We start from the raw sequence: 18,016 nt of genomic DNA, 5'->3' as shown, positions 1-18,016 counted from the left end.
CTATTCGCCGCCGCCGTGCTTCTTCGGCGGTGGCATCACCCATGTGGTCGTGGTGACCGGAATGGTCAGCGACGGCGGGGCTTCAATCACCGGGTTTTGAGTCGCCGGGTTTTGAGTCGCCGGGTTTTGCGTTGCCGGACTTTGCGTCGCCGGGCTTTCCGGCGCGCGCTGGCGCGGTGCCTCTGACGGAACCGTCGGCGGTGCGACAACTTGGGCGCCGCCACCGACCGGCGAGCCAGAATCCGCGGGCGGCGTGCCACCACCCGCAGGTGGCCCGGCGACGACAGCCGGCGTGGTGGTCGTCGTCGTGACCGCGTGAGTCGTCGTTGTCGTCGTCGAGGTGGTGGTTGGCGTCGGCGACGTGGTGGTCGTCGGCGTACCACTCGGCGGCGGCGGCTCAGGCGCAGGCGAACTCGATATCGACGGGCTCGTCGTGGTGGTCGACGACGTCGAGGACGTGGTCTCCGACGGCGAAGAAGTAGTGGTGGACGACGACGACGTCGCGCTGCCCGGTTCCGACGACGGGATGGTCGCCGTATTGGAGTCGGGCGCAACCACGACGGGCTCAGGCATCGGCGGCGGCGGAACGCCCGGCGGCAGGGTCGCGCTGGCGTCCTGTGCGTCGACCTTGACGGTCAGCTCTTGCCACTGCGAGACCAATTCCTGTTTCTGCTCAACGTCGTTGACGGTCGCCACAGTGGTGGTGACGGCCTGCAGCTTGTCCTGCGCGGCCTGCCACTGACCCTTGTCGATCAGCTGCTGGACCTCGGCCAGCTGCTGCGAGGCGAGCGTCACCTCATCGGTGCGTGTCTGCTCACCGAACAGTGCCGTGTGCAAGCCGTACAGCGCGTCACCAGGTCCGGAGCTCGCGATCACGGCGCCGAAACCGCCGATGCACAACACGGCCGCGGCGACCGAACCAACAATGGCCATCGAGAACCGGGTGCGTTTGCGGGCGTCGATCGCACGCGTCAGCGCCGTCGCGGCGTCGCGCGGCGTGACAGGCCGCATCAGGGGTGGGGTGCGAATCTCGTCGCGCCAGCCCGCGAGCAGCTGCGCGAGTTCCGCCTCGCTGGGGTCGGTCGAGTACACCGCCTGTTGGCCGGCCAGCGCGTCGAGGAACCGGTCGGTGCGGTTGATCTCGTTGAGCGACGGGTCGCCCCCGTTCGCGTTCCAGCGTCCGAAGTCAGGCACGGCCGTGCTCCGTCGCGTTGATTTCGGACTTCAGCTTGGCCAGCGCCCGGTGCTGAGCGACCCGGACCGCCCCTGGCGTCGAGCCGACGGCCTCTGCGGTCTCTTCGGCGCTCATGCCAACGACGACGCGCAGGATCAGGATCTCGCGCTGCTTATCCGGCAGCCCGGACAGCAGCTTGTTCATCCTGGCCGCCGATTCGGAGTCCAGCGCCATCTGCTCGGGGCCCGCTTCCAGGGAATATCGTTCCGGCACGACGTCCGTCGGGTCGGAACGATTCCTGGCGGCTGCGCGGTGCGCGTCAGCAACCTTGTGCGCGGCGATGCCATATACGAAGGCCAGGAACGGTCGTCCCTGATCCTTGTAGCGCGGCAGCGCCGTAATGGCGGCCAAGCACACCTCCTGTGCGACGTCATCTGCTGAAAGACCGCTTCGTTCCGTCGTCCCAACCCGGGCCCGGCAGTACCGAACCACGATCGGACGAATGATCTCCAGCACCTCCCGGAGCGCGTCCCTGTTGCCAGCCACCGCCTCAGCAACGACAGCATCGAGACGTTCTCCCGAAAATGTCATCGTGAGTGGTATCTCCAGCGTTACGTGAGGGACACGTCCCCGAAGTGCGGACGTCAGCTAAACAATAACGATCACCAAGGTGTGACCATTGTCAGCGCTCCGCCAGATCGCCACCTCGGCGACGCACCGTAGCTGCGCATTCGTTACGAATCCTCAGCATCTCTGGTGCCGTGTGACGGGCGCTGCCGATGTCGGCCAGCAAGCAGGCCAACGCCCAGCGCAACGGGATGATTCCCAGCCGTTCGGCCGCCTGCAGCGCCGTTTCGGCGACCTGACGGGACGCGTCGACTTCCCCGGCACTGCACAGCGCCGCGGCCCTGACGACCTCCGATTTCACCGCGTGCCGGACCGATCCCAGCGCCGCGGCCAGCTCGACGGCGCGATCGGAATGGCCGACGGCCGCCACCCCCTCGCCGCGGGCCATCGCCAGCTCCGCAGACACCCATGCCAGCCGCACGGGCACCCGCGATCCGCTCACCAACTCACCCGCGCGCTGCAACGCGGCTGCCGACGCCGCAAACCGGCCCACGCCGAGCGCGTCGGCAGCCAACCCGATGAAGGCGTCGGCGCCTGCCTCCGGGTCGGACCCGGCAAGTGCCAGCGCGCGGCCGTCCCATCCGCGGGCCCGCTCGTGCCACCCGAGCTGACGTAAGAACGACGCCCTCGTGCTCTGCGCCAGCGACACCAACGGACCGCGGCGCTGCGCGCGGCGCAGCTCATCCAGGTCCGCTATGGCGTTGCCGTAACGGCCCTGACCCCCAGCAGCCACAGCGCGCAACCACAGTTCGTGCGGAGTGGACGCGGGCGGCAGCGGCCAGAGATTCGGTGCGTCACCGAAGGCCGCGTTGCTCAGAGGGTCCGCCGGCATGATGCTCATCGAATCGCGACGCTATCAATACGTTGCGCGATACCCGGTACCGCCGGGAACGCATCGGACATATTGGGCAATCAACGTCGGTTAACAGTTCGTGGTGGCCATGTTAAATCGATGTCAACCACCGTCACCGACCGGCGAACAATGTTTGCGACGCGACGAGAAGCGAACAGCGAAAACACAAGTCGCGATTGCGCCGGGCTTGTTTCGTTACCACCGATGGCGTTGCCGACGCGTCGCAACGATGAACGTGACGTAAATTCTCGGCCTGCGGTTATGTGGTTGAGCACATGATCGGGCTATTGACGAAATTTCGTGGGCGCCCCTAGTTTGTGTGCACGAGTAGTCATTGGCGACTTGTGCTCGGATCGGTTCCACAACTCACGCGCCCATCTGTCACGAAAAGGGTGGGTAGAGAGGGGTTTTCCTATGCCACAGCCGCAACAGCTACCCGGACCAAACGCTGACATCTGGGATTGGCAGATGTCAGGCCTGTGCCGCGGTGTCGATTCGGCAATGTTCTTTCATCCCGACGGCGAACGCGGCCGCGCCCGCGCACAACGAGAGATGCGCGCCAAGGAGATGTGTCGTCAGTGCCCTGTCGTCGCACAGTGCCGCGCGCACGCGTTGGCCGTCGGCGAGCCCTACGGCATCTGGGGCGGGCTATCCGAGTCCGAGCGTGAACTCTTGCTGAAGCGAGGCATCCGCCGCGCTTCCTGAGCTTTCGCGAGAAGCGGCCTCACCCCGGCGATCCGGAGTGGGGCCGTTTCTCGCTTCCCACATCGGAGCACAGCGCGATGAAGTCGGATGCCAGCACCAGGTAAATGTGTCTCCTCTTGTCGCGATCGGATGACACGTAGATGCCATCGAAGAGGTCCGCGGTCTCACCGCAAAAGAACGTGAATGCGAAGCTGTGCATGATCTCGTGGCACAGCTTCTTCACAGAAAGCGTGCTTCGACGGCCGTTTTCGAAGTCGTAGGAATCTGCGACGTCAGCGGGATCGGGCGGCTTCCCTGTCAACTCGTATCGCCTGACCGGGATGTGACGCCGCCTCAGCTCTGCTGACACATCACGCGAATCGACCAGCTTTTGCATGGCGTAGGTACCGACGATGAAGTCCCGCTCGATCAGCACGCCGGTGCGGTCGGTCCACCGCGTCTGCTTCGTCTTTGCTTCCAATCGATCAGCGACCTTGACAAGCTCGTCTTTCCACTGGATGGCATCTTCGATCACCCAGTGACAATAGGTTGCATGACTACACAACAGGCTGACGCCGCGTCCGCCGAAGGCACGGTGATCGTGAACGAGACCGGCTCGGGGACTTTCACCCGACAAATCACAGCGGGGCGCCACGAACTCATCGCCGACGAGCCGGCACCGATCGGCGACGACGCCGGGCCCACACCCTACGATTTGCTACTCGGCGCGCTAGGGGCCTGTACTTCCATGACGGTACGAATGTATGCCAACCGAAAAGAATGGCCGCTAGAGCGGATTCGAGTCACGTTGCGGCACAATCGTATTCACGCCAAGGACTGTGCCGAATGCGAGACGACCAAAGGATTCATCGACCACATTGACATCGACATCGAGTTAGTGGGAGACCTCGACGACGCTCAACGGGACCGGTTACTGCAGATCGCCGAACGGTGTCCTGTTCATCTGGTGCTGACATCGGAGATCGACATCGCCACATCCTTGCGCTGACAACGACCGACAGTTCGACGTTTGCCGGGAACCGCGCGGGTAGCGCGGCGACGCCTGACCTTCCACGAACTCCATTCGCCAAGGGTGACGCCGGCCGCCAGGGCGGTACCGATCGCGAGTGCACCCAACACCGAACCGAAGCCGACGGCGTGCTGGTCGTTGAGGATCGCGTAGATACCGTGCAGCAGCGCAAGCCCCGGCAGTAGCGGCACGATGCCCGTTATCGAAACCACAAGCGGCGGAGCCAGATTGCGTCGTTCCATGAGCCGGCCGACCAAGCCGATCGGCACCGCTGCGACGAACGATGCCACCACGGACCCCAGCCCTGCGCCCTGTGCGAGAAGAAACGCGATGGTGCCCGCGGCGCCACCGAACGCGGCTGCCATCGCCGCGGACCGCTCGGCGTAGCAGGCCAATGCGAAGGCCGCCGCGCTCGCCGCACCGAATGCGACACGCGCAGGAAACTCAGCCAGGGCGGGCGGGGCATCCGCACTGATCGCGACGAATGGCGCGCCGAAGCGGCTGGCGAGGTGCAGTACGAATGCGACGCCGGCGATGGTCGCGGCGGTCAACATCACCAACTCGAAGAAGCGCGCCGCAGCGGTGACGGGGGCTCCGGTGATGACGTCGCCGACCGAACCCACCAACGAAAGACCGGCAAGGAGAACAACCAGGCCAGCCGCGATGGCCACGGTCGGTTCGAAGTGCAACCCCAGCTTGGGGCTGAGCGCGTAGAGCAGGATCGGCGGCGCGGTCGCAATCGCACCGCCAACCGCGTACTGGAAGAAGAACGGCAGTCCATGCCGGTTGAGCACCCTATTGACGCGGTCGATCGTCATGGCACTGAAAGCGCTCACTAGACATACCCACAGGCCCGCGCCCAGGGTGCCCGCAGTAGCGAACGCCAGCGCGCCCCAGGCAAGGGTGGCTATCCAGCGCTTGTATGGATGCGGCGCGGTGATGATGGCGTCAAGCTCTTTGCGGGCCTGCGACGGCTCGACCTCGCCTGCGCGGATCCGGCCGATCAAGCGGTCAACGGCCGCCAGCCGACTGAAGTCCATCGACCGGGCCTGCACGATGTGCAGTGTGCTGGCCGCCGGCGTGGTCGGTCCCCGGTATGCCGCGACGTGGATCGTCGTGTTGATGACATCGACCTCACACCGATCGATTCCGTACGCGGCGGCGATCGCCGCGACCTGGTCCATGGTGGCGGTGGCGGGCGTTCCGGACGCCATCAGAATGGCGCCGATGTTCCCCGCGAGATCGAGCACCTCTCCGACGCGCTCGTTGTAGGCATCGTCGCGGTCTCTGGGCTCCTCATCGGTAATCCGCGCCAGGCTGCCCGTCGGTGGGTCGGTTTCCCGGACGATTCGATTCAAGATCTCGCGTTGACGCGCCCCCCATGGCTGGCCCGCGCGTCCACGGGTCAACTGCACAGCTATTCCTCCAATAACATCGGTCGACTCGAAGCGCAACGCACAAGCCGGCGCAAGGGTTCCGCTGATTGCCTAAAGCCGCGGGTGTTTTCGCTCACACGCGTAAACGAGGTAGCGACTGCAGTAGCCGCTTCACCGCTGGGCGAGCCCAAAGACCTTCACCGCCGCTGACTTTCCCTTCAACGCGTGCGATCCCCGGTCGACGAGTTCGGATGGTCGAGAGGTCACAGCGTCAACGGTCTGCTGGGTCAGAAGGATCCCGTCACCGGTGGTCTTGGTGAGCTGCTCGACGCGCGCAGCGACATTGGTGGTGTCACCAATCAACGTGAATTCCAGATGACCTGCTCCGCCGATGGTGCCCGCAATCACCTCACCGGTATTGATTCCGATCCCAATCCGAAGCTCTCCCCCGAATCGGTCGGCGACAAGACGCTGAATCAGCACCGCGGCGCCGACCGCGGCGTCGGCATGGTTCGCGAGCTCGTTTGGTGCGCCGAAGACTGCGAGTGCACCGTCGCCAAGAAACTTGTTGACATGCCCGCCGGCATCGACGACCACGGGCACGACGATTTCGAACAACGCGTTCAGGCGCGCGACTGTGTCCTCGGCCGAATTCGCCTCCGCGAATGGCGTGAAGTCCCGAACGTCGACGAACATCACCGTTACCTCCCGGCGTTCTCCGGTGAAGACGTCATCACCCTGCTCGAGCAGTCGCGACGCCAAGGCTGGGTCGACATACATGCCGAACGCCGCCTGAAGTCGTTGTCGCTCAGCCAAACCCGCCTGCATTCGGTTGAACGATGCCGCCAGCGCGCCGAGGTCATCGTCCTGAACCACCGGCAGCCGTTGCCAATAGTCGCCCGCCGCGACACGTTCAGTTCCTTCAGCGAGATCGCGAATCGGTCGCAACGAGGGTGCGAACCCAACACCAACGGAGATCGGAACCGCAAAACCCAGCGCCACACATCCGATCAAGACAGCGAGTAGGGGATATTCGCTGACCTCATTGAACGTTGCGCCCAGCATCGCGGCGCCGATCGTGAAGCCAAACGCGACAGCGAGCATGGAAGTGCTCGACCACGTGGCGAATGTCGGGCGGGAGCGGGGCAGAGAGTCACCAATCCCGGTCTCACCAGCGATCGCGATCCTCGCCGGCCGCATCGCCGCCTCCACGATGCCATGCACACCGATCAATTGGGCGGCGGCTCCCCAACAGGCGCCCAGAATCCCGTACTGGACCAGGCGCCAGTCCGTCGCCCCCGCTATTGCACCAACGACGACAAACAGCAAGGCGAACCAGACAATGATGCTTACCAACCCTCGGACAACCACGGCCCGGGCGGCCACATACGTGGCATCCAGAGCGCGCGTCCGATCGATGTCTTGACCGGCAGCCCAACGCTCCACAGGACGTAGCGGTCCTCGGCCGGGAAGGAAATACACGTACATGAGCGGCACAATCGCGACCACGGTGACGGCGGCGGCCTCGGCATAGCGATCGGAGTTCTCGTAGGCGATGACGATCAACGACAACATCACGAATGACGGCAGCATCACGATGAACGCGACTGCACATAGTGCCCACGAGTACCTCGCTCCGTACCGATCCCACGCCCATTGCCAGATACGGTCCATGCCGAAAACGAAACACCCCCGGCTTGGTGAGCCGGGGGTGTTTCGTCTCAACTAATTAGTGCGCGTGGCCGTGGTGGCCGTGGCCGTGATCCTCTTCCTCGGCCGGCTTGTCGACGACCGCGGTCTCGGTGGTCAGCACCATTCGTGCGACCGATGCCGCGTTCAGCACCGCCGAGCGGGTGACCTTGACCGGGTCGACGATGCCGTCGGCCACCAGATCGCCGTACTCCAGCGTGGCGGCGTTGAAGCCCTGCCCCGCCGGCAGTTCGGAAACCTTGTTCACCACCACCGATCCATCGAGCCCAGCGTTGGCGGCGATCCAGTACAGCGGGGCCGACAGCGCCGCGTCGAACACGTCGACGCCGACCGCTTCGTCGCCGGTCACCGACTCACGCAGCGAGGCCAGCGTCTTGCGCGCCTGCACCAGCGCCGCCCCGCCGCCGGTGATGATGCCCTCTTCAACCGCGGCCTTGGCAGCCGCGACCGCATCTTCGACGGCTTCCTTGCGCTTCTTGAGATCGGTCTCGGTAGCCGCGCCGACCTTGATCACCGCGACGCCACCGGCCAGCTTGGCCAGCCGCTCTTCGAGCTTCTCGCGATCCCAGTCGGAGTCGGTGTTCTCGATCTCGCCCCGCAGCTGTGCGGCGCGGGCCTCGATGGCCTCCTTCGTGCCCCCACCGTCGACAATCGTGGTGCTGTCCTTGTCCACCACGATGCGGCGAGCCGAGCCGAGCACGTCAAGGCCGACCTCGCGCAGCAGCAACCCAACATCGGGGTTGACGACCTGACCGCCCGTCACGATCGCGAGGTCATCGAGGAACGCCTTGCGGCGATCACCGAAGAACGGCGCCTTGACCGCGACGGCCTTCAGCGTCTTGCGAATCGCGTTGACCACCAGCGTCGAAAGTGCTTCGCCCTCAACGTCTTCGGCGACGATCAGCAGCGGCTTGCTGCTCTCGGCGACCTTCTCCAGCAGCGGCAGCAGGTCCGGCAGCGAGCTGATCTTCTCGCGGTGCAGCAGCACCAGCGCGTCCTCGAGCACCGCTTCCTGGGCGTCGAAGTCCGTGATGAAGTACGCCGAGATGAAGCCCTTGTCGAAGCCGACGCCGTCGGTGATCTCCAGCTCGGTGTTCAGCGTCGACGACTCCTCGACGGACACGACACCGTCATGCCCAACCTTGGTCATCGCCTCGCCGACCAGCTCACCGATCTGCTCGTCGCGCGACGAAACCGTCGCGACCTGAGCAATAGCCTTCTTGTCCGACACCGGGGTGGCCGAGGCAAGCAACGCCTCTGACACCGCGTCGGCTGCCTTGCTGATGCCCGACCCCAGGGCGATCGGGTTGGCACCCGCGGCGACCTGCCGCAGACCTGCCTTGACGATCGCCTGTGCGAGCACAGTCGCGGTGGTGGTGCCGTCACCTGCGACGTCGTTGGTCTTGGTGGCTACCGACTTCACCAGTTGGGCACCGAGATTCTCGAACGGATCCTCGAGGTCGATCTCGCGGGCGACGGTGACGCCGTCGTTGGTCACCTGCGGGCCACCGAAAGCCTTGGCCAGCACGACGTGCCGACCGCGCGGGCCCAGCGTCACGCGGACCGCGTCGGCGAGCTTGTCTACGCCGGCTTCCATTGCGCGGCGCGCAGTTTCGTTGAACTCAATCTGCTTGCTCATAAGTATCTTTCGCTAATACGCATGCCGCCCCGGACATCGCCCGCGGTTACGGGGATCTCCGGGGCGGAATACGTGTGCTTACTTGTTGACGACTGCCAGCACGTCGCGGGCCGACAGGATCAGGTACTCCTCGCCGTTGTACTTGATCTCGGTGCCGCCGTACTTGCTGTAGATGACGACGTCGCCCTCGGACACGTCCAGCGGAATCCGCTTCTCGCCGTCCTCATCCCAGCGGCCGGGGCCGACTGCGACGACGGTGCCTTCTTGCGGCTTCTCCTTGGCGGTGTCGGGGATGACCAGACCGGACGCGGTCGTGGTCTCGGCCTCGTTGGCCTGTACGAGGATCTTGTCCTCGAGTGGCTTGATGTTCACGCTCGCCACGATGGAGCCCTCCAGTAGTTCGGGTTTAGATCCGGGGCCAATCCCCGAATCACTGCATTACAGGTGTTCGGCATGCGTCCGTGCCCTCGCGCCGTCGTCGCGGGTGCCGGAGCAGGGGTTGGCCGCGTGCCACCTAGCACTCTATACACGAGAGTGCTAGCACTCAAGGTCACCCCTGTACTAACGGTCGAAGTCGCGCGGGTCGAACATCAAGTGCGCCGAGATGTCGCCGATCATCTCGACGTCGACCTGGCGCTCGGTGAAGTACCAACCGTCATCGTCGCAGGTAAAGGTATCGAAATAGCGGCCGACGACGATCGGCTGCAGCGGGACCGTCTCGGTGTTCTGGACCACGCAGAAGGTCGAGCGAGATTTGGCTGTTCGCGCTCCGCTGATCTCGCTGCTGATCTCGACGATCGGATTGAGCACCAGGTGGCGGGTCCGTGGCGTGTTTCCATGCCCGGGATAGCGGCGAGTAGTCGCGCCGAACAGTTTGGCGATGGCCTCGGCGCTCGACGTCGACGGCGACCGCGTGCCGGCGAAGGTGGCACGCGCCAGCAGCCGGCCCACCCCGTCGAAGTCACCGGCGTCGATCAGCTCGGCATAGCGGTAGAGCAGCTCGGTGATGGCGAGCTTGTCCTCGATCACGTCTCGGCTCCTATTCGCTCCGGTCCTCGCTTCGCTGCGATCCTCACTCACACTCCCCTTCGGGGATCAAGCCACTTGTCCTTTCACGACGGGTAGCCCTGGATCACTGGCGGCATCCAGCGGCGACGGCGGTGCCCCCGCGGCGATCAGATGCGCGGCGAACGAGGCGATCATCGCGCCGTTGTCGGTGCACAGTCGCGGACGAGGGATCCGCAACGTCAGCCCGTTGGCATTGCACCGCTCCTCGGCGAGCTCGCGCAGCCGCGAGTTGGCTGCCACTCCCCCCGCGATCAACAGCGTCTTGACGTTGAGCTCTTTGGCGGCGCGGACGGCTTTGAGCGTCAGCACGTCGGCGACCGCCTCCTGGAAGCCGGCGGCCACATTCGCCTGCGGCGCATCGGGATGGCTCTCCACATACCGCGCGACCGCGGTCTTGAGCCCGGAGAAGCTGAACGCGTACGGATCGTCGCGCGGGCCGGTCATGCCTCGCGGGAAGACGATTGCGTCGCGGTCTCCTTGGCGCGCAAGGTCATCGAGCACCTTGCCGCCGGGATAGCCGAGCCCGAGCAGCCGCGCGACCTTGTCGTACGCCTCGCCTGCCGCGTCGTCGACGGTGCTGCCGAGCTCGACAATCGGTTCACCCAGCGACCGCACGTGCAGCAGGTTGGTGTGACCGCCCGACACCAGCAGCCCGACGCTCTCGGGCAGCGGGCCGTGGTCGTAGACGTCGGCGGCCAGGTGACCACCCAGATGGTTGACGGCATAGAACGGCACTTGCCACGCGGCCGAATACGCCTTGGCTGCAGCGACTCCCACCAACAGCGCACCCGCCAGCCCCGGGCCGATGGTTGCGGCGACGATATCCGGCTTGTCGATATCGGCGGTCTCCAGCGCGCGCCGCATCGTCGGACCAAGTGCCTCCAGGTGTGCCCGCGAGGCGATCTCGGGGACCACGCCGCCGAACCGCGCGTGTTCGTCGACGCTGGACGCCACCTCGTCGGCGAGCAGCGTCACGGCGCCGTCGTCGTCCAGCCGCGCGATGCCGACACCCGTTTCGTCACAGGAGCTTTCGATGGCCAGGATGGTCGTCATGGTGGATCTCGTCTCATAGTGTAGGCGTCGGCGCCACTGGCCCGGTAGTACCGACGGCGCAGGCCGACGTTGACGAAGCCCAGGCTCTCGTACAGGGCGATCGCAGCTTCGTTGTCGGTGCGCACCTCGAGGAAAACCGTTCCATCCGAGGCGTAGTCGAGCAGATCTTTCATCATCCGTCTGCCGATGCCCTGATTCTGATACTCCGGGTCCACCCCGATTGTGTGAATCTCATACTCGTACGGCTTCTTTCGGCCAAGGCGGGAGATCCCTGCGTAGCCGACAAGCTTGTCGGCCGCCGGCCGAGCCGGCGATTCCGCCTTGATGCGGGCCGCAACATAGCGGATGTGTTTGGCCTCCAGCTCCGCCAGAAAAGCCCGAGCGGGCCACGGATCGTCGCCGTCGAACAGTTGCTTTTCCAGCTCAGCGCATCGCGCGGCGTCGTCGGCGGTCAGCGGCGTGTACACGACCGTCATCGGGTCACCACCGATGGTTTGGCGTCGGGGCGACGCAGGTACAGCGGAACCAATGGCGCAGGCGCAGCCGTCCAGTCGGCGACCGCCCGCACGAGCCCCGCGACGCTGGGATACACCGGCGGAAGCGCAAGGGCCTCCTCCGCCCCTGGCACATCGGCCGGTGCGTTCACCGCAGGTCCGTCCACGCGGACACCGTCGCGGTAACGCGCCCAATAGACCTCGCGGCGACGGGCATCGGTCACTACTAGAACTTCGGACGCGGTGCCTGTGCTTTCGATGCCGATCGCGTCGAGGCTGCAGACTCCGTGCACAGGGATGCCGAGCGCGTGACCGTAGGCCGCGGCCGTGGCCATGCCGACCCGCAGCCCGGTGAAAGGTCCTGGCCCGCAACCGACGACGACGGCGTCGAGGTCGTTGACCGTCGCACCGGCATCGGCAAGTGCGCCGAGCACGTTCGGAGTGAGCTGCTCCGCGTGTGCGCGGGCGTCGACGGTGACCCGTTGCCCAAGCACCTCGACCCCATCAAGCGTCACGATGCCTGCGGTGACCGCGGGCGTCGCGGTGTCGATGGCCAGGATGAGGGTCAACGTCGGCTCCACTGCCAGATCGCGGTCCGCACTTCGGTCTCCGGCCCGCGTTCGAGCCGGATGTCGAGGTGGCTGTCAGAAAGTCGTTCGGCGAGGCCTTCGCCCCACTCCACGACGACGACGGCGTCATCGAGATCGGTGTCGAGGTCCAGCGAGTCGAGTTCGGCGAGCAGGTCGACCGACCCATGGTCGAGTAACCGGTACAAGTCGACGTGGATCATGGCCGGGGCGCCGACTCGGCGCGCGCGATGCACCCGGGCCAACACGAACGTCGGCGAGATCACCGGGCCTTCGACATCCATGGCCATAGCGATGCCCTTGGCCAGCACGGTCTTTCCCGCGCCCAGCGGACCGGACAGCACCACCACATCACCGGCGCGCAGTTGACCGCCCAGCTCCGCGCCCAACGCAGTGGTGTCCTCGGCTGTGGCGAGCTCAGCCGTGCCTGATGTCGCCGACCGAGCGGCGCCGGTGCCATGCCGACGCTCAGCCATGGTTGCGCACCCGTTCACGGACCCGGCGCGTGAGCTCGACGAGCTTGGATGGGGTGGCGCGTTCGACCAGTCGGACGAGAGCCTCGTCGATGACCTCAGGCGCCTCGAGCTGCACCAGATGCCCTGCACCGCCGACGATTATCAGCTCGGACTTCGGCAACGCCGCAGCCATGCTCTGCGAATGCTCCATCGGGGTGAGCAGGTCGCGGTCGCCGCAGGCGATCAGCGTGGGCACCTTCGCCAGTGTCGGCAGCGCCGCGAGCTCGTCATGCACCTCGAGTGCGTGCAGGAACTCCACCAGCGTGGCGATCGGTGTTTCGTGCATCATTCGCTCGGAGAAGGCGACGACGCTCGGGCTGATCTTTTCGTCGCCGTAGGACGCAGCCCGCAGGATCGGGGCGATCACTGACTTCGCTGCGCCCCGCGTGCGATGCACTGTCTTCGGGGCATAGCGCACGGCTAACCGCGCCGCCTCCAGCGCCGGGTTCTTCAGGATCTCGCCCAACGGCGACCGCGAAACACCTTCGGCGGCAGACGCGATGATCGCCGCGCCGACGACGCGAGTTGGGTAGCGGTGCGGAAATTGCCGCGCATGCGACAGGACTGTCATGCCGCCCATCGAGTGTCCGACCAACACCACCGGGCCGCGCGGCGCCATCACCGCGAGTACGGTTTCCAGATCTTGGCCCAGTTGCTCGACGGTGTACGACTCTGGTGCCGCCTCGCTGGACTGGCCGTGGCCGCGCTGATCGTAGAACACCATCCGGACCTGCGGCCCCCACTGCTCGACCAGCCGCGCACGCTGAAAGTAGAAGGCGCCCATCCGAAGACAGAAGCCATGTGCGAACACCACCGTCAGCCGGGCATCTTTCGGGCCGACCTCGCGCACCGCCAGGTCGACACCGTCGGGAGTGGTGACGACGAAGCTGCGGTCGGCGTCGAGCAGCTCGAAATCCTCGTGATCGTAGGGATCGTCGGTGCTGACCCGTCGTCGCAAAGACCTGGCCACCGACACGCCGGCGGCGGTGCCGACCGCCGTCAACCCGGCTGCCCCAGCCAGCCATGGCGCGTTGGACCTTCGGCCGCGCGGCCGCACAGTCTCGTTGTCACTCAACGACTTTGGCCCGTCGCTCCACGATACGTTCGGGTGATCCTGCCGCGGGGACTGGTGACGACCTCGTAGTTGATGGTGCCGAGGAGATCGGCCCAGTCTTGTGCCGTTGACTCGCCCTGTGTGCCAGGCCCGAACAAAATGGCATCATCGCCCTCGGTCACGTCGACCGCCCCGGGACCGAGGTCGACCACGAACTGGTCCATGCAGATACGGCCGACGCTGCGCCGGAGCCGCCCGTTGATCAACACGTCGATACGGCCGCTCAACGTCCGGAACACGCCGTCGGCATAGCCGATCGGAAGCAGCGCCAACGTGGTGTCACGCTCGGCGACCCAGATGTGGCCGTAGGACACCCCGTCGCCCGCCTCCACTGAACGGACCAGTGCAACAGGGCATTTCAGCGTCATCGCCGCCCGCAGCCCCATATCACCGAGCTCGGGTATGGGGGTCTGACCGTAAACGGCGATGCCCGGGCGGACCATGTCGAATGCCAAGTCGGGGCGGGTCATCGCGGCAGGCGAGTTGCACAGGTGCACGACTTCGTAGTGCACCCCCTGCTCGCGACCCTGCGCCGCCATATCGGTAAGGCGTTGCGCCTGAAGATCGTTGAATGGATTTTCCGGGTCGTCGCCGTGCGCCAGATGCGACATGATGCCGCGGACTCGGACCGCATCATCGGCCTGCGCGCGGCGCAGCACGGTCAGTACTTCCGGATACTCGGCGGCGCTCACGCCATTGCGGCTCAGTCCGGTGTCCACCTTGACCGTCACGGTCGCGGGGTGGCTGGTGCGCTCTACCGCGTCGAGGACCTCACGGAGCTGGCGCACCGACGACACACCCAGCTCGACGTCGGCCTGGAGTGCGGGGCCGAAGTCGGCGCCGGGGGCGTGTAGCCACGCGATCACGGGACTGCGGATGCCCTCGCGGCGCAGCGCCAGGGCCTCATCGATGGTCGCGACGCCGAGTTCGGCCGCGCCCGCGGCCAGCGCCGCTCGTCCGACTTGGACTGCGCCGTGTCCGTACCCGTCGGCCTTGACGACGGCCATCACCTGGGCCGATCCCGCGTGCTCCCGCAGCAACCGCACGTTGTGGGCGATCGCGTCGAGGTCCACCACGGCCTCAGCGGCGGCGGTCGGGGTCAGCGAGAGTTCGGTGGTTTGCATGACACCCCGATTGTCCCAGACGGGGCCGGCGGGCACCGGCGCGCCTTCGCCCCGCCGAGTGTGAATTCAGCGACGCGATGGGCCGGAATAGCAGGCTGGATTCACACTCGCCGCAGGTCAATGGGCGAAGGGCTGCACCTCGTCGAAATGGCCGCCGGGCTTGAGCTCGTCGAGGTGGCCCAACGCGGTGATGGTGTCGTCACGAAGCGCCCTGGCCAGGTCCATCGAGAACCCTTCCCGCACCACGACCCGCAGCACGGCGACATCGGTGGCGTTGTCCGGCATCGTGTACGCGGGCACCTGCCAGCCATAGGCGCGCAGCGCATGCGACACGTCGAATTCGGTATAGCCGGGGTTGCCTCTCAGCCGGAAGCTGATGACCGGGATGGCTGACCCGTCGGTGATGATCTCGAAGTGCTCGCTCTCTCGCAGCGCATCGCCGAGCCACCGGGCCGTCTGCGATAGACACTGCATCACCTGTGCATAGCCTGCGCGGCCGAGCCGTAGGAAGTTGTAGTACTGGCCGACCACTTGGTTGCCCGGTCGTGAGAAGTTCAGCGTGAACGTCGGCATATCGCCGCCGAGGTAGTTGACCCGGAAGACCAGGTCGTCAGGGAGATGCTCCTTGCTGCGCCACACCACGAAGCCGATGCCGGGGTAGGTCAGTCCGTACTTGTGCCCGCTGACATTGATCGACACGACGCGTGGCAACCGGAAGTCCCACTGAAGATCCGGGTGCAAGAACGGCACCACGAAGCCACCGCTGGCCGCGTCGACGTGCACGGGGATGTCGAGTCCGCCGCCCGCGGCCAGTTTGTCCAGCGCCGCGCAGATCTCGGCGATCGGCTCCAGTTCGCCGGTGAATGTGGTGCCGAGGATCGCAACCACGCCAATGGTGTCCTCGTCGATGTTGTCCATCACCTGCTCGGGCGTGATGATGTATCGCCCTTCCTCCATCGGCAGATAGCGCGGTTCGACGTCGAAATAGCGGCAGAACTTCTCCCACACCACCTGAACGTTGGACCCCATCACCAGATTCGGTGTGCGGCCCTTCCAGTCCTTGCCAACTTTCTCGCGCCAGCGCCACTTCAGCGCCAGCCCGGCCAGCATCACCGCTTCGCTGGATCCGATCGTCGACACCCCGGTGGCGCTCGATGGGTCGTCGTCGCGCAGGTCTTCGGCGTGGAACAGATCGGCCACCATGCAGACACAACGCTGCTCGATCGCTGCGGTGGCGGGGTATTCGTCCTTGTCGATCATGTTCTTGTCGAATGTCTCGGCCATCAGCGTCGCCGCCTGAGGGTCCATCCACGTTGTGACGAACGTCGCGAGGTTCAGCCGGCTGCTGCCGTCGAGCATCAGTTCGTCGTGGATGAAGCGGTACGCGGCATCGGGATCCATCGCCTCATCGGGCATCCGCAGCGACGGGACCGGGGCCATCGCCAGTCGCCCCGTGTAGGCGGGGGCGATCTGCGGGCCATGAGTGTGCTTGTGCGACACGGTAAGTCCTTTCTCGAGCCTATAGCGAAGCGATGGCGGCGCGGACGTGGGCAAGGATGCGCGAAGCCGACGTCGGCGCCGCATGCGGTCCGGGGTCGGCTGCCGACAAGTTGGCGGCGCGGGCATGCACGAACGCGGCAGCAGCGGCCGCCTCGCCGGCTTGCAGTCCGGCGGCCAGCAGGGCGCCGATGATGCCCGACAGCACGTCGCCCGAGCCCGCCGTGGCGGCCCATGATTGGCCGGCCGGATTGAGGTAGACCGATCCCCCGGGCTCGGCGACGATCGTGACGTTGCCCTTCAACAGCACGGTCGCACCGAGCCGGTCGGCCAACTTGCGGGTGGCTGCGACGCGATCGCTGCCGGGCGGAGCGCCGGCCAACCGCTCGAATTCGCCTGCGTGTGGCGTCAATACGGTTGAAGCTTTACGGCCCCCGATGAGATCGGGGTGTGCAGCGAGAATTGTCAGTCCGTCGGCGTCAACGATCACCGGCAGATCGGTGGCCAACGCGAAAGCCAGTGCAGCGGCGCCGGTTTCGTCGGTGCCGAGACCGGGACCGACCGCCCACGCCTGCACACGTCCCGATGCTTGGGGGCTTGGCGCGGCGATCACTTCCGGCCATTGTGAAAGAACCTGCGGACCCGCACTTCCCGCGTAGCGGACCATGCCGGAGGTCGCGGCAACGGCCGCTCCCGTGCACAGCACGGCTGCGCCGGGATAAGTCGCCGAGCCGGCCAGGATGCCGGTGACGCCCTGCGTGTACTTGTCATCTTTCGGGCCGGGCTTCGGCCAACGGGCAGCGACGTCTTCGGCGTCGAAACCCAGCATGTCGGTGGACGGTAAGTCGAGGCCGATGTCGACCAACTCGACGCGTCCGCAATCGCCAAGGGCGTGAACGGGTTTCAACCCGCCGAACGTCACAGTGAGGGTGGCGTGCACATGCGGACCGTCGGCCGCCCCGGTTTGCACATCGATGCCGCTTGGGATGTCGACCGCGACGACGGGGGCGGACACATTCGCGAAGACTTCCGCGGCGTTCGGCCGCAGCGGTCCGGAGCCGGAGATCCCGACGACGCCGTCGATCACCAGATCGGTTGTCGCGGGGACGCTTTCCACCACGATGCCGCCCGCTCTGGTGAAGGCCGCCAACGCCGCCCTGTGGGTGCGCTCCGGATTAAGCAGAACCGCTGCGGCGGCGACGCCCCGGCGGCGCAGGAACGTCGCCGCCCACAGCGCGTCGCCTCCGTTGTCACCGGAGCCGACGACGGCGCATACCCGGCGTCCGGCGATGCCGCCGGTCAGCAGAACCAGTTCACGGACGATCGCGGTGGCCAACCCGAACGCGGCCCGTCGCATGAGCCCGCCGTCGGGCAGCGACGCAAGAAGCGGCGCTTCGGCTTCGCGGATCTCATCGGCGGTGTAGTAGTGCCGCATTCCAGCCAGGATTCCATGCGCGCGACGGTCACAGCG

At 66.0% G+C, this 18,016-nt stretch carries 19 protein-coding genes; 2 read left to right on the top strand and 17 right to left on the bottom strand.

The genetic code is table 11. The features are described 5' to 3' along the window. The 3 genes from MYCSM_RS05420 to MYCSM_RS05410 form a co-directional block, all read right to left on the bottom strand. Positions 1-1,194 (bottom strand): anti-sigma-D factor RsdA, encoded by a 1,194-nt coding sequence (locus MYCSM_RS05420; RefSeq protein WP_015305131.1) that lies wholly within the window; start codon positions 1,192-1,194, stop codon positions 1-3. Then, positions 1,187-1,765 carry a sigma-70 family RNA polymerase sigma factor gene (locus MYCSM_RS05415; protein WP_015305130.1) on the bottom strand — a complete coding sequence of 193 codons (579 nt, stop codon included), beginning with the start codon at positions 1,763-1,765 and terminating at the stop codon, positions 1,187-1,189. The genes MYCSM_RS05420 and MYCSM_RS05415 overlap by 8 nt, the downstream gene beginning before the upstream one ends. Before the next feature lie 91 nt (positions 1,766-1,856). Then, positions 1,857-2,642 carry a hypothetical protein gene (locus tag MYCSM_RS05410; protein WP_015305129.1) on the bottom strand — a complete coding sequence of 262 codons (786 nt, stop codon included), beginning with the start codon at positions 2,640-2,642 and terminating at the stop codon, positions 1,857-1,859. Between the two features lie 426 nt (positions 2,643-3,068). Here MYCSM_RS05410 and MYCSM_RS05405 point away from each other — a divergent pair, with 426 nt between their 5' ends. Then, positions 3,069-3,359 carry a WhiB family transcriptional regulator gene (locus MYCSM_RS05405; protein WP_015305128.1) on the top strand — a complete coding sequence of 97 codons (291 nt, stop codon included), beginning with the start codon at positions 3,069-3,071 and terminating at the stop codon, positions 3,357-3,359. 19 nt (positions 3,360-3,378) lie between these two features. Here the strand turns inward: MYCSM_RS05405 and MYCSM_RS05400 are convergent, their stop codons facing one another. Beyond that, entirely contained in the window at positions 3,379-3,873 is a 495-nt protein-coding gene (locus MYCSM_RS05400) for a hypothetical protein (protein ID WP_015305127.1), read from the bottom strand. Positions 3,874-3,891: 18 nt separating this feature from the next. Here MYCSM_RS05400 and MYCSM_RS05395 point away from each other — a divergent pair, with 18 nt between their 5' ends. After that, a complete protein-coding gene (locus MYCSM_RS05395) occupies positions 3,892-4,347 on the top strand; it encodes an OsmC family protein (RefSeq protein WP_015305126.1) in 456 nt (151 codons plus the stop codon). On the opposite strand, the gene MYCSM_RS05390 is transcribed toward MYCSM_RS05395, so the two are convergent. The 13 genes from MYCSM_RS05390 to MYCSM_RS05330 all read right to left on the bottom strand — a co-directional run bounded on the left by MYCSM_RS05390 (position 4,299) and on the right by MYCSM_RS05330 (position 17,980). Further along, on the bottom strand, positions 4,299-5,783 hold the full coding sequence (locus tag MYCSM_RS05390; RefSeq protein ID WP_015305125.1) for a threonine/serine ThrE exporter family protein: 1,485 nt from the start codon (positions 5,781-5,783) through the stop codon (positions 4,299-4,301). The two genes, MYCSM_RS05395 and MYCSM_RS05390, sit on opposite strands and share 49 nt — an antisense overlap. 132 nt (positions 5,784-5,915) lie before the next feature. Continuing rightward, positions 5,916-7,418 carry an adenylate/guanylate cyclase domain-containing protein gene (locus tag MYCSM_RS05385; RefSeq protein WP_015305124.1) on the bottom strand — a complete coding sequence of 501 codons (1,503 nt, stop codon included), beginning with the start codon at positions 7,416-7,418 and terminating at the stop codon, positions 5,916-5,918. 55 nt (positions 7,419-7,473) lie between these two features. Then, complete coding sequence (gene groL / locus MYCSM_RS05380) at positions 7,474-9,093, bottom strand: chaperonin GroEL (RefSeq protein ID WP_015305123.1); 1,620 nt, start codon at positions 9,091-9,093, stop codon at positions 7,474-7,476. Positions 9,094-9,171: 78 nt separating this feature from the next. Continuing rightward, the gene (groES, locus tag MYCSM_RS05375; protein ID WP_015305122.1) at positions 9,172-9,474 is read right to left on the bottom strand and encodes a co-chaperone GroES; all 303 of its coding nucleotides are present in this window, start codon (positions 9,472-9,474) and stop codon (positions 9,172-9,174) included. A gap of 180 nt (positions 9,475-9,654) precedes the next feature. Further along, positions 9,655-10,122 carry a nuclear transport factor 2 family protein gene (locus MYCSM_RS05370; protein WP_015305121.1) on the bottom strand — a complete coding sequence of 156 codons (468 nt, stop codon included), beginning with the start codon at positions 10,120-10,122 and terminating at the stop codon, positions 9,655-9,657. Positions 10,123-10,188: 66 nt separating this feature from the next. Continuing rightward, entirely contained in the window at positions 10,189-11,214 is a 1,026-nt protein-coding gene (gene tsaD, locus MYCSM_RS05365) for a tRNA (adenosine(37)-N6)-threonylcarbamoyltransferase complex transferase subunit TsaD (RefSeq protein WP_015305120.1), read from the bottom strand. After that, entirely contained in the window at positions 11,211-11,690 is a 480-nt protein-coding gene (gene rimI / locus MYCSM_RS05360) for a ribosomal protein S18-alanine N-acetyltransferase (protein WP_015305119.1), read from the bottom strand. The genes tsaD and rimI overlap by 4 nt, the downstream gene beginning before the upstream one ends. After that, positions 11,687-12,289, bottom strand: coding sequence for a tRNA (adenosine(37)-N6)-threonylcarbamoyltransferase complex dimerization subunit type 1 TsaB (gene tsaB / locus MYCSM_RS05355; protein ID WP_015305118.1), 603 nt, complete (start codon positions 12,287-12,289; stop codon positions 11,687-11,689). Before tsaB ends, rimI begins: the two co-directional genes overlap by 4 nt. Beyond that, entirely contained in the window at positions 12,274-12,771 is a 498-nt protein-coding gene (tsaE, locus tag MYCSM_RS05350) for a tRNA (adenosine(37)-N6)-threonylcarbamoyltransferase complex ATPase subunit type 1 TsaE (RefSeq protein ID WP_015305117.1), read from the bottom strand. The genes tsaB and tsaE overlap by 16 nt, the downstream gene beginning before the upstream one ends. Then, entirely contained in the window at positions 12,764-13,867 is a 1,104-nt protein-coding gene (locus MYCSM_RS05345) for an alpha/beta fold hydrolase (protein ID WP_015305116.1), read from the bottom strand. The genes tsaE and MYCSM_RS05345 overlap by 8 nt, the downstream gene beginning before the upstream one ends. Before the next feature lie 14 nt (positions 13,868-13,881). Continuing rightward, positions 13,882-15,048 carry an alanine racemase gene (gene alr, locus MYCSM_RS05340; RefSeq protein ID WP_041313277.1) on the bottom strand — a complete coding sequence of 389 codons (1,167 nt, stop codon included), beginning with the start codon at positions 15,046-15,048 and terminating at the stop codon, positions 13,882-13,884. 117 nt (positions 15,049-15,165) lie between these two features. Next, complete coding sequence (locus MYCSM_RS05335; RefSeq protein ID WP_015305114.1) at positions 15,166-16,548, bottom strand: glutamate decarboxylase; 1,383 nt, start codon at positions 16,546-16,548, stop codon at positions 15,166-15,168. Between the two features lie 19 nt (positions 16,549-16,567). Further along, positions 16,568-17,980, bottom strand: a complete 1,413-nt coding sequence (locus tag MYCSM_RS05330; RefSeq protein ID WP_015305113.1) for an NAD(P)H-hydrate dehydratase — start codon at positions 17,978-17,980, stop codon at positions 16,568-16,570. Between the last annotated feature and the right edge of the window lie 36 nt (positions 17,981-18,016).

Source organism: Mycobacterium sp. JS623, assembly GCF_000328565.1.
Lineage (GTDB): Bacteria > Actinomycetota > Actinomycetes > Mycobacteriales > Mycobacteriaceae > Mycobacterium.
This window is presented reverse-complemented; position numbering and strand designations above follow the sequence as displayed.

Coding starts and splice junctions, on each gene's coding strand:
- MYCSM_RS05415 (WP_015305130.1), bottom strand. CDS start 1,765: ATGACATTTTCGGGAGAACGTCTCGATGCTGTCGTTGCTGAGGCGGTG.
- MYCSM_RS05410 (WP_015305129.1), bottom strand. CDS start 2,642: ATGAGCATCATGCCGGCGGACCCTCTGAGCAACGCGGCCTTCGGTGAC.
- MYCSM_RS05405 (WP_015305128.1), top strand. CDS start 3,069: ATGCCACAGCCGCAACAGCTACCCGGACCAAACGCTGACATCTGGGAT.
- MYCSM_RS05395 (WP_015305126.1), top strand. CDS start 3,892: ATGACTACACAACAGGCTGACGCCGCGTCCGCCGAAGGCACGGTGATC.
- MYCSM_RS05385 (WP_015305124.1), bottom strand. CDS start 7,418: ATGGACCGTATCTGGCAATGGGCGTGGGATCGGTACGGAGCGAGGTAC.
- groL (WP_015305123.1), bottom strand. CDS start 9,093: ATGAGCAAGCAGATTGAGTTCAACGAAACTGCGCGCCGCGCAATGGAA.
- tsaD (WP_015305120.1), bottom strand. CDS start 11,214: ATGACGACCATCCTGGCCATCGAAAGCTCCTGTGACGAAACGGGTGTC.
- rimI (WP_015305119.1), bottom strand. CDS start 11,690: ATGACGGTCGTGTACACGCCGCTGACCGCCGACGACGCCGCGCGATGC.
- tsaE (WP_015305117.1), bottom strand. CDS start 12,771: ATGGCTGAGCGTCGGCATGGCACCGGCGCCGCTCGGTCGGCGACATCA.
- alr (WP_041313277.1), bottom strand. CDS start 15,048: ATGCAAACCACCGAACTCTCGCTGACCCCGACCGCCGCCGCTGAGGCC.
- MYCSM_RS05330 (WP_015305113.1), bottom strand. CDS start 17,980: ATGCGGCACTACTACACCGCCGATGAGATCCGCGAAGCCGAAGCGCCG.